The organism is Dysgonomonas mossii (assembly GCF_004569505.1).
Taxonomy (GTDB): Bacteria; Bacteroidota; Bacteroidia; order Bacteroidales; family Dysgonomonadaceae; genus Dysgonomonas.
In genome coordinates this window covers 233,502-252,797 of the sequence record NZ_SPPK01000001.1, presented here as the reverse complement: position 1 = coordinate 252,797, position 19,296 = coordinate 233,502, and the positions used below count along the sequence as shown (strand labels likewise).

General features: G+C 38.2%; 19 protein-coding genes. 6 read left to right on the top strand and 13 right to left on the bottom strand.

Annotated features, from left to right (window positions below; genetic code table 11):
* Positions 1-89: 89 nt before the first annotated feature.
* From E4T88_RS01255 to gdhA, 3 genes are all read right to left on the bottom strand, one after another.
* Complete coding sequence (locus E4T88_RS01255; RefSeq protein ID WP_135103685.1) at positions 90-632, bottom strand: hypothetical protein; 543 nt, start codon at positions 630-632, stop codon at positions 90-92.
* A gap of 12 nt (positions 633-644) precedes the next feature.
* Positions 645-1,376 (bottom strand): monofunctional biosynthetic peptidoglycan transglycosylase, encoded by a 732-nt coding sequence (gene mtgA / locus E4T88_RS01250; protein WP_135103684.1) that lies wholly within the window; start codon positions 1,374-1,376, stop codon positions 645-647.
* A 260-nt stretch (positions 1,377-1,636) separates the two neighbouring features.
* Positions 1,637-2,974 carry an NADP-specific glutamate dehydrogenase gene (gdhA, locus tag E4T88_RS01245; protein ID WP_135103683.1) on the bottom strand — a complete coding sequence of 446 codons (1,338 nt, stop codon included), beginning with the start codon at positions 2,972-2,974 and terminating at the stop codon, positions 1,637-1,639.
* A 186-nt stretch (positions 2,975-3,160) separates the two neighbouring features.
* Between gdhA and epsC the strand changes: the two genes are divergently transcribed.
* Positions 3,161-3,979: a serine O-acetyltransferase EpsC gene (epsC, locus tag E4T88_RS01240; RefSeq protein ID WP_135103682.1), complete on the top strand. Its 819-nt coding sequence runs from the start codon at positions 3,161-3,163 to the stop codon at positions 3,977-3,979.
* 73 nt (positions 3,980-4,052) lie between these two features.
* A complete protein-coding gene (locus E4T88_RS01235) occupies positions 4,053-4,505 on the top strand; it encodes a hypothetical protein (protein ID WP_135103681.1) in 453 nt (150 codons plus the stop codon).
* Between the two features lie 5 nt (positions 4,506-4,510).
* Here the strand turns inward: E4T88_RS01235 and E4T88_RS01230 are convergent, their stop codons facing one another.
* From E4T88_RS01230 to purL, 5 genes are all read right to left on the bottom strand, one after another.
* Positions 4,511-5,224: a histidine phosphatase family protein gene (locus tag E4T88_RS01230; RefSeq protein WP_135103680.1), complete on the bottom strand. Its 714-nt coding sequence runs from the start codon at positions 5,222-5,224 to the stop codon at positions 4,511-4,513.
* A 6-nt stretch (positions 5,225-5,230) separates the two neighbouring features.
* Positions 5,231-5,638 carry an acyl-CoA thioesterase gene (locus E4T88_RS01225; protein WP_135103679.1) on the bottom strand — a complete coding sequence of 136 codons (408 nt, stop codon included), beginning with the start codon at positions 5,636-5,638 and terminating at the stop codon, positions 5,231-5,233.
* A 26-nt stretch (positions 5,639-5,664) separates the two neighbouring features.
* Positions 5,665-6,084 carry an acyl-CoA thioesterase gene (locus tag E4T88_RS01220; protein WP_135103678.1) on the bottom strand — a complete coding sequence of 140 codons (420 nt, stop codon included), beginning with the start codon at positions 6,082-6,084 and terminating at the stop codon, positions 5,665-5,667.
* A 66-nt stretch (positions 6,085-6,150) separates the two neighbouring features.
* A complete protein-coding gene (locus E4T88_RS01215; protein ID WP_167755416.1) occupies positions 6,151-7,188 on the bottom strand; it encodes a ChaN family lipoprotein in 1,038 nt (345 codons plus the stop codon).
* Between the two features lie 258 nt (positions 7,189-7,446).
* Positions 7,447-11,136, bottom strand: a complete 3,690-nt coding sequence (gene purL, locus E4T88_RS01210; protein WP_135103676.1) for a phosphoribosylformylglycinamidine synthase — start codon at positions 11,134-11,136, stop codon at positions 7,447-7,449.
* A 553-nt stretch (positions 11,137-11,689) separates the two neighbouring features.
* On the opposite strand from purL, the gene E4T88_RS01200 reads away from it, so the two are divergent.
* Genes E4T88_RS01200 through dprA form a run of 3 tightly spaced genes read left to right on the top strand, consistent with a single transcriptional unit; the run spans position 11,690 to position 14,812 of the window.
* Entirely contained in the window at positions 11,690-13,009 is a 1,320-nt protein-coding gene (locus tag E4T88_RS01200; protein WP_135103675.1) for a UDP-glucose dehydrogenase family protein, read from the top strand.
* Between the two features lie 5 nt (positions 13,010-13,014).
* Positions 13,015-13,686: an ABC transporter ATP-binding protein gene (locus E4T88_RS01195; RefSeq protein WP_135103674.1), complete on the top strand. Its 672-nt coding sequence runs from the start codon at positions 13,015-13,017 to the stop codon at positions 13,684-13,686.
* A 4-nt stretch (positions 13,687-13,690) separates the two neighbouring features.
* Positions 13,691-14,812 (top strand): DNA-processing protein DprA, encoded by a 1,122-nt coding sequence (gene dprA, locus E4T88_RS01190; RefSeq protein ID WP_135103673.1) that lies wholly within the window; start codon positions 13,691-13,693, stop codon positions 14,810-14,812.
* Here the strand turns inward: dprA and E4T88_RS01185 are convergent, their stop codons facing one another.
* From E4T88_RS01185 to E4T88_RS01170, 4 genes are read right to left on the bottom strand one after another with little or no spacing between them, the layout of a single operon-like run.
* Complete coding sequence (locus E4T88_RS01185) at positions 14,813-15,766, bottom strand: M28 family peptidase (protein WP_135103672.1); 954 nt, start codon at positions 15,764-15,766, stop codon at positions 14,813-14,815.
* A 3-nt stretch (positions 15,767-15,769) separates the two neighbouring features.
* Positions 15,770-16,771: a M28 family metallopeptidase gene (locus tag E4T88_RS01180; protein ID WP_135103671.1), complete on the bottom strand. Its 1,002-nt coding sequence runs from the start codon at positions 16,769-16,771 to the stop codon at positions 15,770-15,772.
* 1 nt (position 16,772) lies between these two features.
* Positions 16,773-17,189 carry a DUF1634 domain-containing protein gene (locus E4T88_RS01175; protein ID WP_006842252.1) on the bottom strand — a complete coding sequence of 139 codons (417 nt, stop codon included), beginning with the start codon at positions 17,187-17,189 and terminating at the stop codon, positions 16,773-16,775.
* 4 nt (positions 17,190-17,193) lie between these two features.
* Positions 17,194-18,042, bottom strand: a complete 849-nt coding sequence (locus E4T88_RS01170) for a sulfite exporter TauE/SafE family protein (RefSeq protein WP_135103670.1) — start codon at positions 18,040-18,042, stop codon at positions 17,194-17,196.
* A 172-nt stretch (positions 18,043-18,214) separates the two neighbouring features.
* Between E4T88_RS01170 and E4T88_RS01165 the strand changes: the two genes are divergently transcribed.
* On the top strand, positions 18,215-18,751 hold the full coding sequence (locus E4T88_RS01165; RefSeq protein WP_135103669.1) for a glutathione peroxidase: 537 nt from the start codon (positions 18,215-18,217) through the stop codon (positions 18,749-18,751).
* A gap of 122 nt (positions 18,752-18,873) precedes the next feature.
* Here the strand turns inward: E4T88_RS01165 and E4T88_RS01160 are convergent, their stop codons facing one another.
* A complete protein-coding gene (locus E4T88_RS01160) occupies positions 18,874-19,281 on the bottom strand; it encodes a hypothetical protein (protein ID WP_135103668.1) in 408 nt (135 codons plus the stop codon).
* Positions 19,282-19,296 lie beyond the last annotated feature (15 nt).

Genomic DNA, 19,296 nt, shown 5'->3' with positions numbered 1-19,296 from the left:
GCTTAAAGAACAAGAAAAGAGAAAGATTGAATCTTTCTCTTTTTTTATATTAATCAGCTCATTGCTGTTGATATACAATTAATTTCTCATCAATATTTTGTAGGCGTATAGTCGATGAGCTTCTCGAGCCTCTTTATATATACATGCAAGAAGTATAGCGGTATTAATCCGAACACACAAAAAGAGCAGTCGATTAATCTCCACCAAAGAGGAAGTCCTCGTATTGCGCCACAAATTAAAGCTAAGGGAATAACTCCTGCACAAGCTATCATTGCAAAATATACAATCCAAATATTTCGTACAGGTTTGACGTAAAGACCTATAAAAGCCACAGCTATAACAAGGTGTGAGAATGCCATCCAGTCTGTACCATAAGAAAAAAACGGGTAATTATGATTTGTGTCAATCACGCCATTCGTTACTGTAGCAATCCATCCTGTAAATCCTGTATACACATCAGGAGACACATCCAAAGATATACCAAGCAGACCGCATATAATTTTCAGCTCCGTCTCTATCGGAAATGCTGTTATCCCCCAAAAGAATAAAGCAAATATATAGAAGAGAACTAATACCCTAATTTTTAGGATCAATTTCTTCTCTTGTATTTGTATAGCTTCGTTTGCTTTCATAGGGCAGGTTCTTTACTTCTTATTTTTCTTGACGCTTTTTTTTACTTCTTTCTTCTCCTCTTTGTCAAATTCTACAGGCTTTACTTTCCACATCAGGTCTAATATTTTAGCCTGACGCCTTTGTATATAAGCAGATGGTTTTGCCGAATTAAATCGGATAGGATTAGGAAGCGTTGCTGCTATCAGCGCCGATTCGCCCGCAGTAAGAGCTTTTGCCGATTTCCTGAAATTCACCTGAGCGACAGCCTCAGCACCATATATATTTTTACCCATCTCGATAGAATTGAGATAGACCTCCATAATACGTTCTTTACCCCAAATATGTTCTATAAGGAATGTGTAATATACTTCCAGCCCTTTGCGAATATATGAATGACCCGACCAAAGAAAAACATTCTTCGCTGTTTGCTGACTGATTGTACTTGCACCCCTCTGTCGTTTTCCTTTTTCAGCCTCATTCAAAGCCTTTTCTATCTGATCGAAATCGAATCCTGAGTGGTCGAGGAATAAGTTATCTTCGGAAGCGACTACGGCAAGTGGCAGGTAACCTGAAATCTTATCTATCGAAACCCATTTGTGATGACAAACGACAGCTTCTCCCGAGAACAATTGCCCCATATTGTTCCACACCATCAACGGAGTATAGTATACAGGAACAAATTTGAATAAAACGACTTGAAATATACTGAATAGAAAAAGAAATATTACAATTCTTTTAACCCATTTCAACAGTTTCTTTACCATATACGAAATTTAGTATAAATGCCTCACTTTGAACTGCAAAGTAAGTAAAAATTCAATAATTAAGGAAGTAATTAAGAATATATTTTTTTATGCAGTTCGGGCTTACAGTAACAAGTGAGACAGATAAATTTCGGCAGTTTAATTCCGAACGATATCTAAAACCTTTCAGGATAATACAGTTTCCAACTACAAATTAAAAAGCCTCTTAAATTACATGAATTTAAAAGGCTCTTCAAACGATTGATTTACAAAATCAGTTATTATATAACTCCTTGTGCTATCATTGCCCGGGCTACTTTCATAAATCCGGCAACGTTGGCTCCTTTCACATAATTAATATATTCACCGTTGTCTTTTCCAAATTTGAGACATTGTCCATGTATATTTTTCATAATACCATGCAAACGTTGGTCAACTTCTTCGGCACCCCATTGTATATGCATTGCATTCTGACTCATTTCTAAACCCGATGTAGCAACGCCGCCTGCATTCACAGCCTTACCCGGAGCAAAGAGCGCATGCTGCTCGATGAAAAAGTCTACAGCTTCTGCCGTACAACCCATATTAGATACTTCGGCTACACAAGTCACACCATTAGCTACCAAAGCCTGAGCATCCTGAAGATTCAGCTCATTTTGTATAGCACAAGGTAAAGCGATATCCACTTTTTCACCCCAAGGTTTTTTGCCTGCATGGAATACTGCATTCGGAAATTTCTCTGCATAAGGTGCTACAATGTCATTACCCGAGTCGCGCAACTCAAGCATATATTCTATCTTTTCACCACTCACTCCGTCTGCATCATATATATAACCGTCAGGTCCGGAGATAGTCACCACTTTTGCACCCAGCTCAGTAGCTTTGAGTGTTGCACCCCACGCTACATTGCCAAAACCCGAAACAGCAACAGTCTTGCCTTTAATGTCTATATTTTTTGCTTTAAGCATTTCATTCACAAAATAGAGAGCGCCAAATCCTGTTGCCTCAGGACGTACCAATGAACCTCCATATTCCAATCCTTTTCCGGTAAAAGTACCGGTATTTTCACGAGCCAGCTTTTTGTACATACCATACATATAGCCTATCTCACGAGTACCCACACCTATATCTCCGGCAGGAACATCTGTATCAGGGCCAATATTGCGCCAAAGCTCAAGGATAAAAGCCTGACAGAAACGCATAATTTCGGCATTTGACTTTCCTCTCGGACTAAAGTCTGATCCTCCTTTACCTCCACCCATCGGCAAAGTAGTAAGTGCATTCTTAAACGTCTGCTCAAACCCTAAGAATTTGAGTGAAGAAAGATTTACCGAAGCGTGAAATCTTAGACCTCCTTTATAAGGGCCAATTGCATTATTGAATTGTACCCGATAGCCGATATTCACCTGAATATCGCCACGGTCGTCTACCCAAGGCACCTTAAATGTGAATATGCGGTCTGGCTCTACCAGACGTTCTATAATCCGGTTCTTTTCAAATTCGGGGTGTTGATTATAAACATCTTCGATGGATACAAGCACCTCTTTTACTGCTTGCAAGAATTCGGATTCTCCTGGATGTCTTGCCTCTAAAGATGATAAAATGTCATTAATATTCATAATATAAAGGATTATGTCGGTTATTTTACTATACAAAAATATAAATAAAGAAGCTATTTATATCAATTTATTTTTAAAAAATTCATCTATAATAGCATGATTTATAACATATAATAATTTAACATTATCAAATTTCCAGAGATATTGTTTTAATTCTTATTTTTGTTTTCCACAACACTGAAAATCATGACTAATATTTACGAAATAGCGAATAAATTAAGAGCAGAATCAAAACATTTACCAATTAACAGAATAGAACTGGAAGATGCTTTGAACACATTGATACACCGTGTACTATTCCCAATTTGCGATCAGGAGAAATCGAGAGAGAAAAAGCTGTATTACTTTTACTCCATTATGGTGGAGAATATTTCGGCTTTGCTGGATAGGGCTCAAGCAGAAGAAACAGTCGGAAAATTCATTTCTCATCTGCCGGAACTACAAGACCAACTATATGACGAAGCGGAAGTATATTACAAAAACGATCCGGCAGCAAAATCGATAGAAGAGGTAATCTTAACTTATCCCGGTTTTTTTGCGCAGGTAGTTTACCGTATATCGCATGAGTTCTACAAGATGAAAACGCCGATTATCCCTCGCTTATTTTCAGAATATGCACACTCGAAAGTGGGGATAGACATTAACCCCGGAGCAGAGATAGGAAAAGCTTTTTATATAGACCATGGCACAGGGATCGTTATCGGTGAAACAACAATCATCGGCGATAATGTAAAAATATATCAAGGCGTTACTCTCGGAGCTTTATTTGTGACTAAAGGATTGGCGAACGAAAAAAGGCATCCGACCATCGAAAACAATGTGGTTATATATGCAGGAGCTACAATTTTGGGAGGTAATACCGTTGTAGGACACGACTCTACCATCGGAGGTAACGCTTGGCTGACAAAGAGTGTGGTACCATATTCATTAGTACAGCAAAATGCAGAAATCAGGATACACAATACCCTAAAAACAGGTGAACATTTTCTGGATTTTAATATATAATAATCTTAATAAGAAAGAATAGAATATTTTTCGTACTTTCGTATAAAATAACTTTGTAGCTGAAAAAAAGCCAATGGAAGAAGTTCATAAAAGTCCGTCATCACTGATCAAAAGCACTTTTGTAGAGGCAATAGATACCCTATCAAAAGATTATCAAGGCAGCTCACTCACCGATGTATTTATTACTGTAGATAAAGAAAGTGGTGAAGTTGCATTCTATGATGATGAAGAGAACAAAGTCGCTGAAATCGTTATTTTCGACTGGGTAGATAAAGTTGAAGAGTTGAGCGACGATAAGGTTATTTCTATTCTACGAGAAGTTACAGAAGACTTGGATAAAGAAGAAATGTTTTCATCTTTAGATTTATACAAGCCTTTCTCTGTAAATTATGCCGACGACAATCTTGAGGTAATAGAAGAATTGTTGCTGATAAACGAAGATTCGACAATCAAGTTAGATAACGACCTGATGGAAAAGTTTGATCGTGAATTCGACGACTTTCTTAACAAGTTATTGAATGAGTAGAAGTTTTACACCTCTACTCCTATCATCAGTTTCCCTTTTTCTACATAACTCATATCAGCCATCGACTCTACTGTAAATTCACCATTCTGATAAGTGACTTTACATACCGCTGCATTATCCAATGGCTTGGTAAATAATCTGTCGCCGCCCAAACTGAGAAGCATTGACAATATACTCATTCCGTGTGATATAACAAGGACATTACCATCTCCTTTTCGCATCTCCTTTTCGGCAATCTCTTTCAAACTAGCCTGAGTACGTTGTTCTACCTGAGAAAAATTTTCCGCCATGCCCAGCCTATCAATTTTCTTTATGGCATTCAACACATCTCTGTAATTGATTTTCTTTGCTAATATATCTTTATACATTGCATCTACAGATGTGTAATGCAGATAAAGAGCCGCACTATTCCACATCGTATGATTGAAATCGGCTTCGAAACCACCAAAGCACGCCTCACGCAGTCCGGACAGTTCATATACAGGTATATCTTTTTGCCCTTTGGCTTCCAGGATAACCTCTACGGTTTGTCTTGTCCTGCGAAGATCACTACAATATGCAGTTCTAAATACCACATCATTGAGACCATGTCCCAAATAACGTGCTACATCAATCCCCTCATCAGTAAGAGGAGAATCACACCACCCTTGAACTCTATCAAGAGTATTCATCAACGTTTTGCCGTGACGGGCAACATATAATGTTATTTTTGAATTCATTTTTTCTTATTCCCAATTTATATAATCAGCAAAAGCCTTGTCAAACATATCCGGCTTTGCCACTTTACCATTCATCAAACAAACTACCTCTATAACAGCATCAGCACACAAAGTGTTGTCACCCACACGGATAATTTGTTGATGAAAAAGATACCGAAGACCTTTGCGCATGATCTTAACACTACACACAAATTCTTCCGATCCCCGTAAAGAATTCCTATAGCTAATATTTACATTACGCACCACAGGTAGTATATTCGCTTCGGTGAGATCACGCAAACGAAGTCCACACTTCTCCATCAACTCGTGACGTGTAGCCTCAAAATAATGCAAATAAATAGCATTATTAACCACACCTTGCGAATCGCATTCATAGTCGCGAACTTTCATTTTGTTTTCAAACGTGAGTGCCATAAGCGTATCAGCTAATATTGCGTTATCTACTGTACAATATATTTACCCAAAATCTTATCAAAAATTTGAGGCTTTCCTACTTTACCATTCACCATACAGGCAATCTCAAACCGAGCTGTAGAACAAACCTTGTTATCCCTTAAACGAACTATTTTCTGATTGAAAATATATCGTATTCCTTCCCTTTCGATAGAATCAACGGTACAAATAAAGTCGTTGCTACCACGCAAAGAGTGCTTGTAGCGTATATATACACTCACTACTACTGCATCTATACCTTGCTGATGCAGCTCATAAAAATTAAGATTATGCTCTTCCAAAAATTCATGGCGCACAACTTCATAGTAATGTTGGTAATTCGCATTATTGACAATACCTTGTGCATCGCATTCATAGTCGCGCACCTTCATTGCCTGTTCGAATAAGGAATCTTTTATATTTGCCATTATTAATCTTATATTTCTCAATACAAAGTTAATATTATTCTCTTGGCATTAAAAATCACGATGCTGCTATTTCTGTATTACATCCGAGTATCGTTTCTTAACATCTACATATTCACTTATTTGCTTAATATATTCGTCGACATCTTTTGCCGTACGCCAATCGGGATCGGGCATGTGCTTTTTGATTTCTGCCCAATCTTTATTCTCAAAGTATAAAGAATCTATAGTACAGCCCTGCAAGTTTCTGAATGGACTTATAAATATATAGCCATCAAAGAAATCTTCCATGCGAAAATCATTGTAACACATACTGAAAAAGCTATTATCGGGCAGTTTGCCTAATGGCGTATCCTTCAGATCAAACCCGACACGCTTATCATTATTCATAGCCATAATGGCTTCAATCGCACCATCTGCAGGAGATACCCAATTAACTTTTGATTTGTCTTTAGCTTGGAAAGGAAAGTGCAACATTATATTAAATATTTTTTGAGGATATTTCCGATAAAGCCTATTTCCGACAAAACCGGTGTCATAATCGCAAAAATTATCGTTATTCATTTTTAGTATCGGCAAATAATACTTCGAAAAAACATGTACCGATCCCATATAGACAAGAGCCTTTTCCTGCTTAGCAATTATTTCTTTTTCTATAATCTTAGTTCTGAAATCATCCGGAGTTCCCAGATAAAACACCTTACTCATATTTTCAGGAGTTCGGGGGAAACTATATCTAGTCCAATCATACTGATAACTGAGATTAACGATCCTGAACTTCTTCTTGTCGGCAGGCAATGTCTTATTAAACTCCCAAACCTTTCTATATATATCTGTATACTCTTTATATGCCCACCCTACATTATAGTAAAACATCATATCCCGGGCAAGTTGCTCATTATACTCTTCTGCATTCATTAAAGAATCTAATTTGTTTTGCATCTCAAAAGCTCCAAATTCCATGCAAAGATTCGTCACTCCGTTTTCATACAGTCCGGGGATTAAATCTTTCACAAAGTCCAAATGATCTTTGATAGCATGATCTTCGCCTAGCAAAACCAGATCATAACGCTGAAACTTAGAGACAAGATACTGCGAAGGATCCATTCCTTTTTTTTGGATATAATTATATTCTGAATTATATAAGGTCTGGCTCTTCAAGAATGAAGAAAAAAGAACAAAAGCGAAAAGAAAGAGGCATTTGTTTTTCATGACATATACTGAATTAGTTTAAGTAAAACTAGTCATTTAATATACACATCATAACCAAGAGGATATAAATAATAATTCTTTATCTTCGCAAACGATTGCAAAAAACAAAGGCTGCTACTTCCGTAACAGCCTCTATCAATTTATTTTATAAGTTTACTTCTTTACGGTTTTCACCCACTCTCTTGCATTTACAAATGCTTCTATCCAAGGAGTAAAATCATCTCTACGATGTTCGAATGGCAGATATGCACATTGCCAAGGGAACAAAGAGCGTTCAAGGTGAGGCATAATAGCCAAGTGACGTCCATCCTTAGATACAACACCTGCAATATCATAGTCAGAACCATTAGGGTTGCCCGGATATTCGCTGTAAATATATTTAGCTATAACATTGTATTCCGATTCAGCCTTTGGCATCGAGAAACGTCCTTCACCATGCGCGACCCATATACCAAGCTTACTGCCCGATAGAGAACCAAACATTACCGATTCGTTTTGTGGAACTTCTACGCTCACATAAGTAGATTCAAACTTATGAGAAGCATTATGTTCCATCTTAGGTTTCACATCATGGTCTGGATATACCAGCCCAAGCTCCATCATCAACTGACAACCGTTGCACACACCAAGACTCAATGTATCTTCACGTTGGTAATACTTGCGAAGAGTTTCTTTCGCTTTTTCGTTGTACATGAAACTTCCTGCCCAACCTTTAGCCGAACCAAGTACGTCCGAATTAGAGAAGCCACCGCAGAATACAATCAGATTGATATCCTCAAGCGTTTCTCTACCAGAAGCTAAGTCTGTCATATGTACGTCCTTCACATCAAACCCTGCAAGATACAAGGAATATGCCATCTCACGTTCTCCATTAGTTCCTTTCTCTCTGATAATGGCAGCTTTTAGTCCGGTAGGTTTCACCCTGTCAGGATCGATACCAAACTGAGCAAATTTGCCTGTAAAAGATGGATTATAGTTAAACTGTAATGGCTGATTTTTATAGTTTTGGAAACGCTCTGCAGCTAGCTTCTCTCCGCTTTGCTTTTTATCCAGCAAGTATGAAGATTCGAACCATACGTCACGCAGCTCGTCTATATCAAATTCTTGAACAAACGCATCTTTCTGAATTACCAGTTTTCTCTCCTCTATTGGTCTGGCAATAATAGCAAAACCAATACCATAATCATCAAGGATTTTTTCTACCAGATGATGATGTTTTACCTGAATAAGAATACCCGGATTTTCGGAGAACAATACTTTTATTATATCTGCATGATGCAGCTTATCTAAGCGAGATTCAAGACCTCCCTGAGGATTTGCAAAACACATTTCAAGCATTGCTGTAACAAGACCTCCGGCTGAGATATCATGTCCTGCAAGTATCAATCCCCTGTCTATTAACTCCTGAACAGCGTTAAATGCATTTTTGAAATATTCAGTATCCTGAACGGTTGGCACTTCCTCTCCCAGCTTATTCATAGTCTGAGCAAAAGCCGAACCTCCAAGCTTGAAGGTATCGAAAGAGAAATCTATATAATAAAGGTATGTTCCTTTTATATATGCCAATACAGGAGAAACAATCTTGCGTATATTTTTTACTTCACCTGCTGCTGAAATGATCACAGTACCCGGTGAATACACTTTTTCGTCTCCGTATTTCTGAGTCATCGAAAGAGAGTCCTTACCTGTAGGAATATTTACTCCCAGTTCGCAAGCAAACTCAGAGCATGCTTCTACAGCTTTGTATAAGCGTGCATCTTCTCCCGGATTTTTGCAAGGCCACATCCAGTTAGCACTCAAAGAAATACCCTTCAACCCATCTTCGATAGGTGCAAAAATTATATTTGTAAGCGATTCGGCAATAGCAAGCACCGAACCTGCCGCCGGGTCTACCATCGCAGCCTGAGGCGCATGTCCTATAGATGTTGCAATTCCTGCTTTTCCTTTATAATCTAAAGCCACAGCCCCAAGGTCACTCAGTGGCAACTGAATTTCTCCTTGCGTTTGCTGGCGGGCAACTTTACCTGTCACCGAACGGTCAACCTTGTTTGTCAACCAGTCTTTACAAGCAACAGCCTCTAACTGTAGCACGTTCTTTATATAGTCTTCAAGTCTTGAGAGATCATATTCCGGGTTCGTATATTCTTCTTCAAGGGTATCGTCGCGCATTATTGTCTTAGGCGCTTTACCAAAAAAGTCTTCCAGCTTCAAGTCTATCGGACGTTTTCCGTCAGCCTGTTCAAACACCAACTTCATATCGTTAGTAGTTTCACCTACTACGTACATCGGTGAACGCTCACGCTGAGCGATTCGTTCTATTTTGTCTACAGCTTCTTCGGGGATAAGCAAGCCCATACGTTCCTGACTTTCATTTCCTACAATCTCTTTCGAAGACAAAGTAGGGTCTCCCACTGGCAGCTTAGAAACATCTATCTTTCCTCCGGTCGCTTCTATCAGTTCCGATAAGCAATTCAAATGTCCCCCTGCTCCATGATCGTGAATAGACACGATCGGATTTTCTTTCGATTCTGCTAAAGCACGAATAACATTAGCTGCACGCTTTTGCATTTCGGGATTTGCACGCTGTACGGCATTCAGTTCTATTCCGCTTGAGTACTGACCTGTATCAACAGACGAAACAGCTCCACCACCCATACCGATACGGTAATTATCACCTCCCAGTATTACTACCTTTTCTCCGGGTTTAGGTTCACCTTTGAGCGCATCGCGCTTGTTGGCGTAGCCTACCCCTCCGGCTAGCATAATCACTTTATCGAAAGCAAATTTCTTTCTGTTTTCTTCATGCTCGAATGTAAGTAATGACCCACAAATGAGCGGTTGACCAAATTTATTACCGAAATCAGAAGCTCCGTTAGATGCTTTTATCAATATCTCCTCCGGGGTCTGATATAACCAAGGTCTTTCTTCAATTGCTTCCTCCCATGCTTTTCCTTTTTTGGTTCTTGGGTAAGAAGTCATGTAAACAGCTGTTCCTGCAATAGGCAAGGATGCTTTACCACCACCCAGACGATCACGTATTTCACCACCCGAACCGGTAGCAGCACCATTGAACGGCTCTACGGTTGTAGGGAAATTATGCGTCTCGGCTTTCAGTGAGATAACCGATTTGATCGGTGTTACCTCAAAATAACTTGGCTTGTCACCTTCTGTAGGAGCAAACTGTTCTATTTGAGGCCCCATATTGAAGGCTACATTATCTTTATATGCTGAAACTAATTTGTTCGGATTGGTTTGAGATGTCTTTTTTATCAGTTTAAATAAAGAACTTTCTTTTTCTTCACCATCAATGATAAATGTTCCATTAAATATTTTGTGGCGGCAATGCTCTGAATTCACCTGAGAGAATCCAAAAACCTCGCTATCTGTCAACTTACGCCCCAATCGTTGGCTTACACTGTTCAGATATTCAACCTCATCTTCGCTTAAGGCTAAACCTTCCTGCTGGTTATATGCTTCGATATCATCTATTTCTATAATAGGTTCCGGCGTCTTATCTATTGTAAAAATACGCTGATTAAGCCCATTGTATATACGTTGGAGCATAGAATCATGCTCTGCATCAGTACTTGCGACAGAAAAAAATTCTTCGATACGCACGATTCCCTCTATTCCCATATTCTGGGTAATTTCCACAGCATTTGTGCTCCATGGGGTTATCATCTCGCGGCGGGGACCAACAAAAAAGCCTGAAACTTCATCAGAATCAAGCATAGTTGCACCACTGAATGCCCATGTCAGGCGTTGGATAAAATCATCGTTGAGGGTGGAGCTTGTTTGAACAGCAATAATGTTCCCGGAAGGGGTTTGAAAGAAAGAAACCATATTTTTATTTCAAGTTAATGATTGACTTATAATAGGCATACAAAGGTAATGAAAACTGACAATATATAGAAAGAAAAAGGAAAAATAGCAAACGCCTTTTATTACAGCTTTATAATATACATATTAAACCTTTGCAGTAAAGCGAAGGCTTAATGATAGAACTTTAAAACGAAGACGGTTCTATGCAAACTTAACGTTTAACTTCGGAGAAAAATGGGCTATTAAAGACGATTATCGCTTGATATTTGGGTTTGGATCTATACGTCGGTAAGATATTATGGGATTAATAGCAGGGACTGATAGTCCGTACAGGAAAGATATTACTCGGAATAGAACACAACAATTATCAGTTTGCTCTCAATTACCTTCATGATTTATATAATATTGTATATGACCAATATCTTTTATACAACAGAACCCTAAAGCTGAGTGTTACATATTTCTTTTAACAGACAGAGCCAAATATAGATTTAAGATAAAAGATTAATACTATATTTGTATTTCAAAATTAAGCACTACAAATATTTAGTTATTTATAATATTTAATTCAGGCATGAAAATCGCGATTGTTGGTACAGGTTATGTAGGTCTCGTCACGGGAACCTGCTTTGCTGAAATGGGAACAGAAGTTTTTTGTATTGATATCGATCAGAACAAGATAGATAAACTAAAGAATGGTATCATTCCTATTTTCGAGCCGGGACTTGACGAAATGGTAGAACGCAATCATAAAGCGGGACGCCTAAATTTCACGACCGAGCTTAGCTCTATCCTCAACGAGGTTGATATTGTATTCTCAGCAGTAGGCACACCTCCCGATGAAGATGGGAGTGCAGACCTGAAATATGTGCTTGATGTAGCACGTACTATTGGACAAGAACTAAACAAATATATGGTTATTGTAACCAAAAGTACAGTACCTGTAGGCACAGCCAAGCTGATAAAGAAAACCATTCAGGACGAATTAGACAAAAGAGGTTTAACGGATCTAAAATTCGATGTGGCTTCAAATCCTGAATTCTTGAAAGAAGGTGCAGCCATTACAGATTTTATGCAACCCGACCGTGTTGTAGTTGGTGTTGAGTCTGACCAAGCCAAGCAATTGATGGAAAGATTATACAAACCTTTCACATTGAACAACTACCGCATTATATATACCGATATTCCTTCGGCCGAGATGATAAAATATGCAGCGAATGCTATGTTGGCTACCCGAATCAGCTTTATGAACGATATTGCTAATATGTGCGAAATTGTAGGAGCTGACATCAATATGGTACGAAAAGGAATCGGAGCAGATGTGCGCATCGGTTCTAAGTTTTTATATGCCGGATGCGGATATGGTGGAAGCTGCTTTCCGAAAGATGTAAAAGCACTTATCCATACAGCTCAAAATCTAGGCTATGAAATGAAAATCCTTGAGGCGGTTGAAGAAGTGAATGAGTTCCAGAAGAAAATTCTCTTCGAGAAACTAATGAAATACTATGATAACGATATAAAAGGAAAAACTATTGCCGTATGGGGACTAGCATTTAAACCAAAAACGGATGATATGCGTGAAGCTCCATCGCTGGTTATCATTGATAAGATTTTAGAAGCAGGAGGAAAAGTTAAGGCTTATGACCCTGTTGCAATGGAAGAGGCCAAACGAATTCTAGGCGACAGCATTACATACGCAAAAGATATCTATGATGCTACATTAGAAGCGGATGCGATATTAATGGTTACCGAATGGAACGAGTTCCGCTTGCCTACATGGGAAGTAATAAAGAAAACCATGAAGAAACCTGTCGTTTTTGATGGAAGAAACATATACAACAAACAAGAGATGAACGAAATAGGATTTGACTATTTCGGTATTGGTATAAAATAAAACAAATGATTACTGTAGAAGGAATAACTAAAAGTTTTGGCTCGCTTAAAGTTCTCAAAGGCATAGATCTTCATGTAGAAAAAGGGGAGATAATATCGATTGTAGGTGCTAGTGGAGCCGGAAAGACGACCCTTCTGCAAATTATAGGGACACTGGATAAGGCTGACAGTGGTACAGTATACATTAATGGACAAAAACTGAACTCACTAAGAGATAGCCAACTGTCTGATTTCAGAAACAAAAACATTGGATTTGTATTTCAGTTCCATCAGCTTTTACCCGAATTTACAGCGTTGGAAAATGTAATGATACCTGCACTGATAGGAAAAGTTAAGGATTCTCAGGCAAAGCAAAAAGCAAAAGAATTACTCGACATGCTGGGCTTAGCCGATAGACTTGGACATAAACCAAATGAACTATCGGGAGGCGAAAAGCAACGTGTTGCTGTAGCACGTGCCTTAATTAATAATCCCGCGATTATCTTGGCTGATGAGCCGTCGGGTAGCCTCGATACAGAGAATAAAGAAGAACTACATCAATTATTTTTTAAGCTTCGCGATACATTAGGACAAACATTCATTATAGTAACTCACGACGAAAATCTGGCTTCTATAACAGACAGAACCGTACATATGAAAGATGGTCAGATCTTTGACCCTTTAAAAGAATCTATTTAAAGAAATGAACCTTTCCTCTGATAAACGCATTTATCAGATTGCCCTCACCCTCATTCCGGGAGTGGGTGATATTACTGCTCGCAATCTTTTACAGATTATGGGTGACGAGGAAGCTATATTCAAAACAAATAGAAAAACTCTGATCGCAAAAACAGGAATCTCTCATAAGCTGGTTGATGGCATACTTAATCCGGAGGTTCTTATAAAAGCAGAAAAAGAACTCTCTTTTATAGAGAAGAACAAACTTAAAACTTACTTCATCAATCAGACGGACTACCCTAAACGACTGAAAGAGTGCGCAGATGCTCCTGTCTTATTTTATTTTGAGGGAGATATCGATTTCAACACAGAGAAGGTAATAAGCATAGTAGGGACAAGAAACTCCACAAATTATGGTAATACTTTTTGTGATACTTTTCTGGAAGAAATTGCACACTTGCTACCTAATACCCTAATTGTTAGCGGACTTGCTTACGGAATAGATATTAATGCACATAGAGCCGCTCTGAAACATAATTTGCCGACAATCGGGATACTAGCTCATGGCTTAGATAGAATATACCCGCATGTACACAAGCAAATAGCCAGAGAAATGGTCGCTAAAGGAGGGTTACTTTCTGAATTCCCAAGCAATACAGAACCCGACCGATACAATTTTGTAAAAAGAAACCGGATAGTAGCAGGCATTGCCGATGCTGTTATTGTTGTTGAGTCTGACGTAAAAGGGGGTTCGTTGATTACGGCGGAAATTGCCAATTCATATTGTAAAGATGTGTTTGCCGTTCCGGGAAAAATGACTGATAAATATTCTCAAGGGTGCAATAAGCTTATCTCATCACACAAAGCCGATTTGTTCCGATCAACAGAATATTTCCTGCAACAAATGGGTTGGGATAACGAATCACCCAAAAAGAAGAAAGCCCCTATCCAACAAAGTCTTTTCACCATATTGTCAGATGATGAGCAAGCCATCGTTAATAAATTATCAGAAAAAGAATCTATACATATCGATCAATTAGCCAGGGAGCTTGATGTTCCCGCATACTCACTGTTTTCTACATTACTGGAGATGGAAATGAAAGGAATAATAAGAACCCTCCCGGGAAACTTATATACGATATCCTAACTAGAAGTCCTTTAGATTAGCCATATTCCACAAATTAAGATAGGTGGCTTTAGTTATATCTACGACTTTCTCATAATTAATTTTATCGGCATGATCGGTAGGCTTATGGTAATCTTCATGCAAATCGGTATTGTAAAATATAACAGGTATCTTCCTCATCGAAAAAGGAATATGATCGCTTCCTCCCGGAGAATCATCCATAGAGCGAAAATCGGGAACCAGATTCAAATTATATGCAGCAATATCGTTCTGCAACCATTCTTTAAACACAGGTTTCTCAGGAGAGAAAAAACATGCTACATAATTATAATCAGCCTCCGTCTTATTCCTACCAATCATATCGCAATTGATATAGCCTCTTATTTTAGGAGCTGTGAGTAAAGGAAAAGTTATGTTCTTGGAGTAATCTTCGACAAAATAAGATGAACCCAATAAGCCCAATTCCTCTCCATCCCACAAAGAAAAAATTACAGTGCGTAATGGTTTTTCGCCCGAAGCCAAAAAGGCTTCTGCTATCTGCAAAATCGCCGATGTCCCCGAAGCATTATCATCAGCTCCATTGTATATACTATCATTGGTTTTGTTTGCTTTTACACCTATATGATCGTAATGTGCACCAACTATCACAACCTCATCCTGATACTTTCCGGGGATATATCCCAATACGTTACGCATCTTTAGAGAAGGATAGCGATCACTTTCGAAAGGTTGATAATAAGTATCTCTCCAAGGCTTAACACCTACTTTTTGAAGTGTACTTTTTATATATTCTGAAGCCTTCAAACCACCCGATTCGCCGGCTTTACGCCCCTCTAAACTATCACTAGCCAAAACCCCTATATACTCCTTTGCCTTTTGCAAAGTTATTTCTGCCAGACCTTTTTCTTTAGGTGTTTGTGCAAATAAAGAAAATGGCATAAAAAAGAGTGCGACAAGGATAAGTTTCAGCCTCATAATTTAATATGTTTTTAAGTTTGCTAAATTCCAGAGGTTAAGATAAGCAGCTTTCGTTATTTCGACAAGTTTATCCCAATTTATTTTATCGGCAAGATCGCTCGGTTGATGATAATCGGGATGTCCGTCTGTATGATACCAAATCACAGAAACATCTCTTTTTGCGAATGAAGCATTGTCACTACCGCCAATAGGCTTATCCCAAGGGCGATAATTAGGTTCCAAGCCTAGTCCGTATGTCTTAATATCACTCTTCAGCCATTCACCAAACTGAGGGTGTGCTTCGGTATAGAAATACACAACATACTTTGGTTTCTGCTCATCATTGTTACGTCCAATCATATCAAAATTAACATATCCTTTAATATCTGATGCGAAAGGGCATGTTTGCATAAAATACTCCGAGCCTAACAGTCCCAGCTCTTCAGCATCCCATAGTGCAAAAATAATTGTACGTTCGGGCTTTTCTCCACTCGCAAGAAATGCTTTCGCTATTTGCAATACAGCAGAAACTCCCGAAGCATTATCATCGGCTCCATTATATATCTTATCCCCATCAAGGACTTCATCCATACCTAAGTGATCGTAATGAGCACCCATTACAACATATTCATTCTTATTTTTACCTTCAATATACCCCAATACATTCCTTAACTCTAACTTACGATGTGCCGGAAGTTGACTATACTTCTGAATAGAATCAGGATGAACCGAAAAACGCACTCTTTTTTGTCTCTCGGGACTATATGCTTCAAAAGGCTGGAAATAAGAATCCTCATTCAGAGGTTTAAGCCCCATATCTTGCAATACAGACTTCACATATTCTCCGGCAACACGTCCACCATGCCTACCGGCCTCTCTGCCTTCTACTGCATCGCTTGCCAGAAAGCCAATATATGCTTTTGCGCTTTCTTTATTAATTGTTGCAAAACCTTTCTCTTTCGTTGACTGAGAAAATAAAGAAATAGATATAAATAATAAAAAAGGAAATATTGTCTTCTTCATATCAGTGTAATCCTAAAACCATATTGGCTACAATAATTAATAATACGACGATGGTTATCGCCACGTACATATAATCTTTCTCAATAAGAAAACCTATCACCGAAAATGCTACACGCAAAATAGGCGTGGCAATGAGCACACAAACACCTAATTGTATGATGGCTGCACCATCAAACTCTAATACTCGAGGAATAATCGTTGACAACTCACGTAGATATTGAGAGACTCCCGGAAAGGGCTGATCATCTGGTGTAGGTTTATAATGCTCGATAGGCAAACCGTGATTTTGGAATAAATAGATCAAACCTCCAAATACGGTAATACCACAAGCTAACATAACTCCATATCGCAGCAACTTGCCAATAAGAAGCTCCATGTCTCTTTCTTCCCAAAACTCTTTAGAAAAAACTTTCTTCATCTTATTACATTTTACCGGTTAAAGCATTATAAATCATAGAAACAGCCAAGAAGAAAATGACAACACTAAATAGCAGTCTTAAATTTCTTACATTTGCTTTAGGTAGTATTTTAGAGCCAAAGAATGCCCCCAAAAGGACTCCCACAACAATAGGCATAGCTAATCCCGGATCGATATATCCTCGTTGAAAGTATATCACAGCACTGGCTGCAGCTGTTACACCAACCATGAAATTACTGGTTGTTGTAGATACCTTGAAAGGTATTTTCATTGCCGTATCCATAGCCAATACCTTCAGTGATCCTGAGCCAATACCAAGCAGCCCTGATAAAACACCCGCAACCGTCATCAGAGAATACCCTCCAATTACATTATGAACATTATATTTTTCTACCTTCCCATCTTTGGTTGGGTAAGAACCATTTAGTTTCAACTTTTCGCCCAACTTATCGCCCGGAGCAGAGTAATCGATGCCATCTTCTTTCTTTGACACAGAACGTATCGCAGAAAAAATAAGAACAACACCTAAAATTATAGCGATATACATCTTATCAAGATACATAGCTACAATTGCACCTGCAACAGCTCCCGTTGTCGTTGCTATTTCGAGAAACATACCAATGCGCACGTTGGTTATCCCTTCTTTTATATATGCCGCGGCCGCTCCTGAAGATGTGGCAATAGATGTAACCAATGCAGCTCCTACTGCATATCTTATATCTACACCAAATCCAAGGGTTAAGATAGGGATTACAATCACACCTCCCCCTAAACCTGTAAGCGAACCTATAAATCCGGCAAAACATGCCCCGATAAATAAAACCAGGGAAAATATCTCTAAATTAAAATCCATATTATTTTGTTTTGACGCCGTAAAGGTAATCTTTTTAGAAAAGATACAACGAAACACAGCTTCAAATACTATTAAATATAATGAAGATGCAGCACATCTATTCTATATTTATTAACAAAACATTCTGCATATACTAGTTGTTTTAATTACAGTCACTAAATAATAATACAATATGAAACATTTAATTTTAACAACTCTATTCAGTATAATTTCTACAGTTATGATAGCGCAAGTATCCTTATATGATTTTAAAGTGAAAGATATTGACGGTAACAATTTTGACCTTTCGAGCCTAAAAGGTAAAAAGGTTTTGGTGGTAAATGTTGCGTCTAAATGTGGGCTTACTCCTCAATATAACAAGTTACAAGACCTTTACGAAAAATATAAAGACAAGAACTTTGTCGTAATAGGTTTTCCTGCTAATAATTTTAATGGTCAAGAGCCCGGTACAAATGAAGAAATAAAAACATTCTGTACACTCAACTATAATGTATCGTTCCCTATGATGAGCAAAATAGACGTAGTAGGGGACAAAAAAGCACCACTCTACAAATGGCTGACAGAAAAATCACAGAACGGGAAAATGGATGCAGAGGTACAATGGAATTTTCAGAAATTTATGATTGATGAGAATGGTCAACTTGTAGATTTTGTCGCTCCACGAGAAGATCCTTTTTGTGATAAAATCATAAATTGGATAGAAAAGTAATTTTTATTGATATAAACATACAAAAGTCCCATTTATCTTACGACGAATGGGACTTTCATGCTATTAGTATAGGAGAATATTGATTAACACTCTCCTATTTTATCTTTATAGACTTGTATGCATTAAAGATTATTTCTTCTTTTTGAAGTCGTAACTCCTCTATAAGCGAAATAAATAACTAACGCAAATAGAATTATAGGAAGTGTAATATCTCCTATCGGAGCTGCTTCTCCTACTTGACCCGGGTCTGTTACTTCACCTCCTTGTCCGGGCAAGTCTGGATCTGTCCCCCAGTCTGTAAGAGCTCTTGTACCACCTACTTTATTTAGTGTTGTAGCCATCGAAGAATTATCTGTCCTGCTTGCAATTGATAAATTCTCAATCTTTGATAAGGTTACGGCAGAAGGAGACTTGCTGGATATTACTTGCGCATCCATCGCATCCGTCTCTGCAGCATTTATTGAAATCATTGGTATAGAGAGCCCAAAGCATGTTATCAAAAACACAAATATCACTAGTTTTGTTTTCATTTGTTATATTTTTCG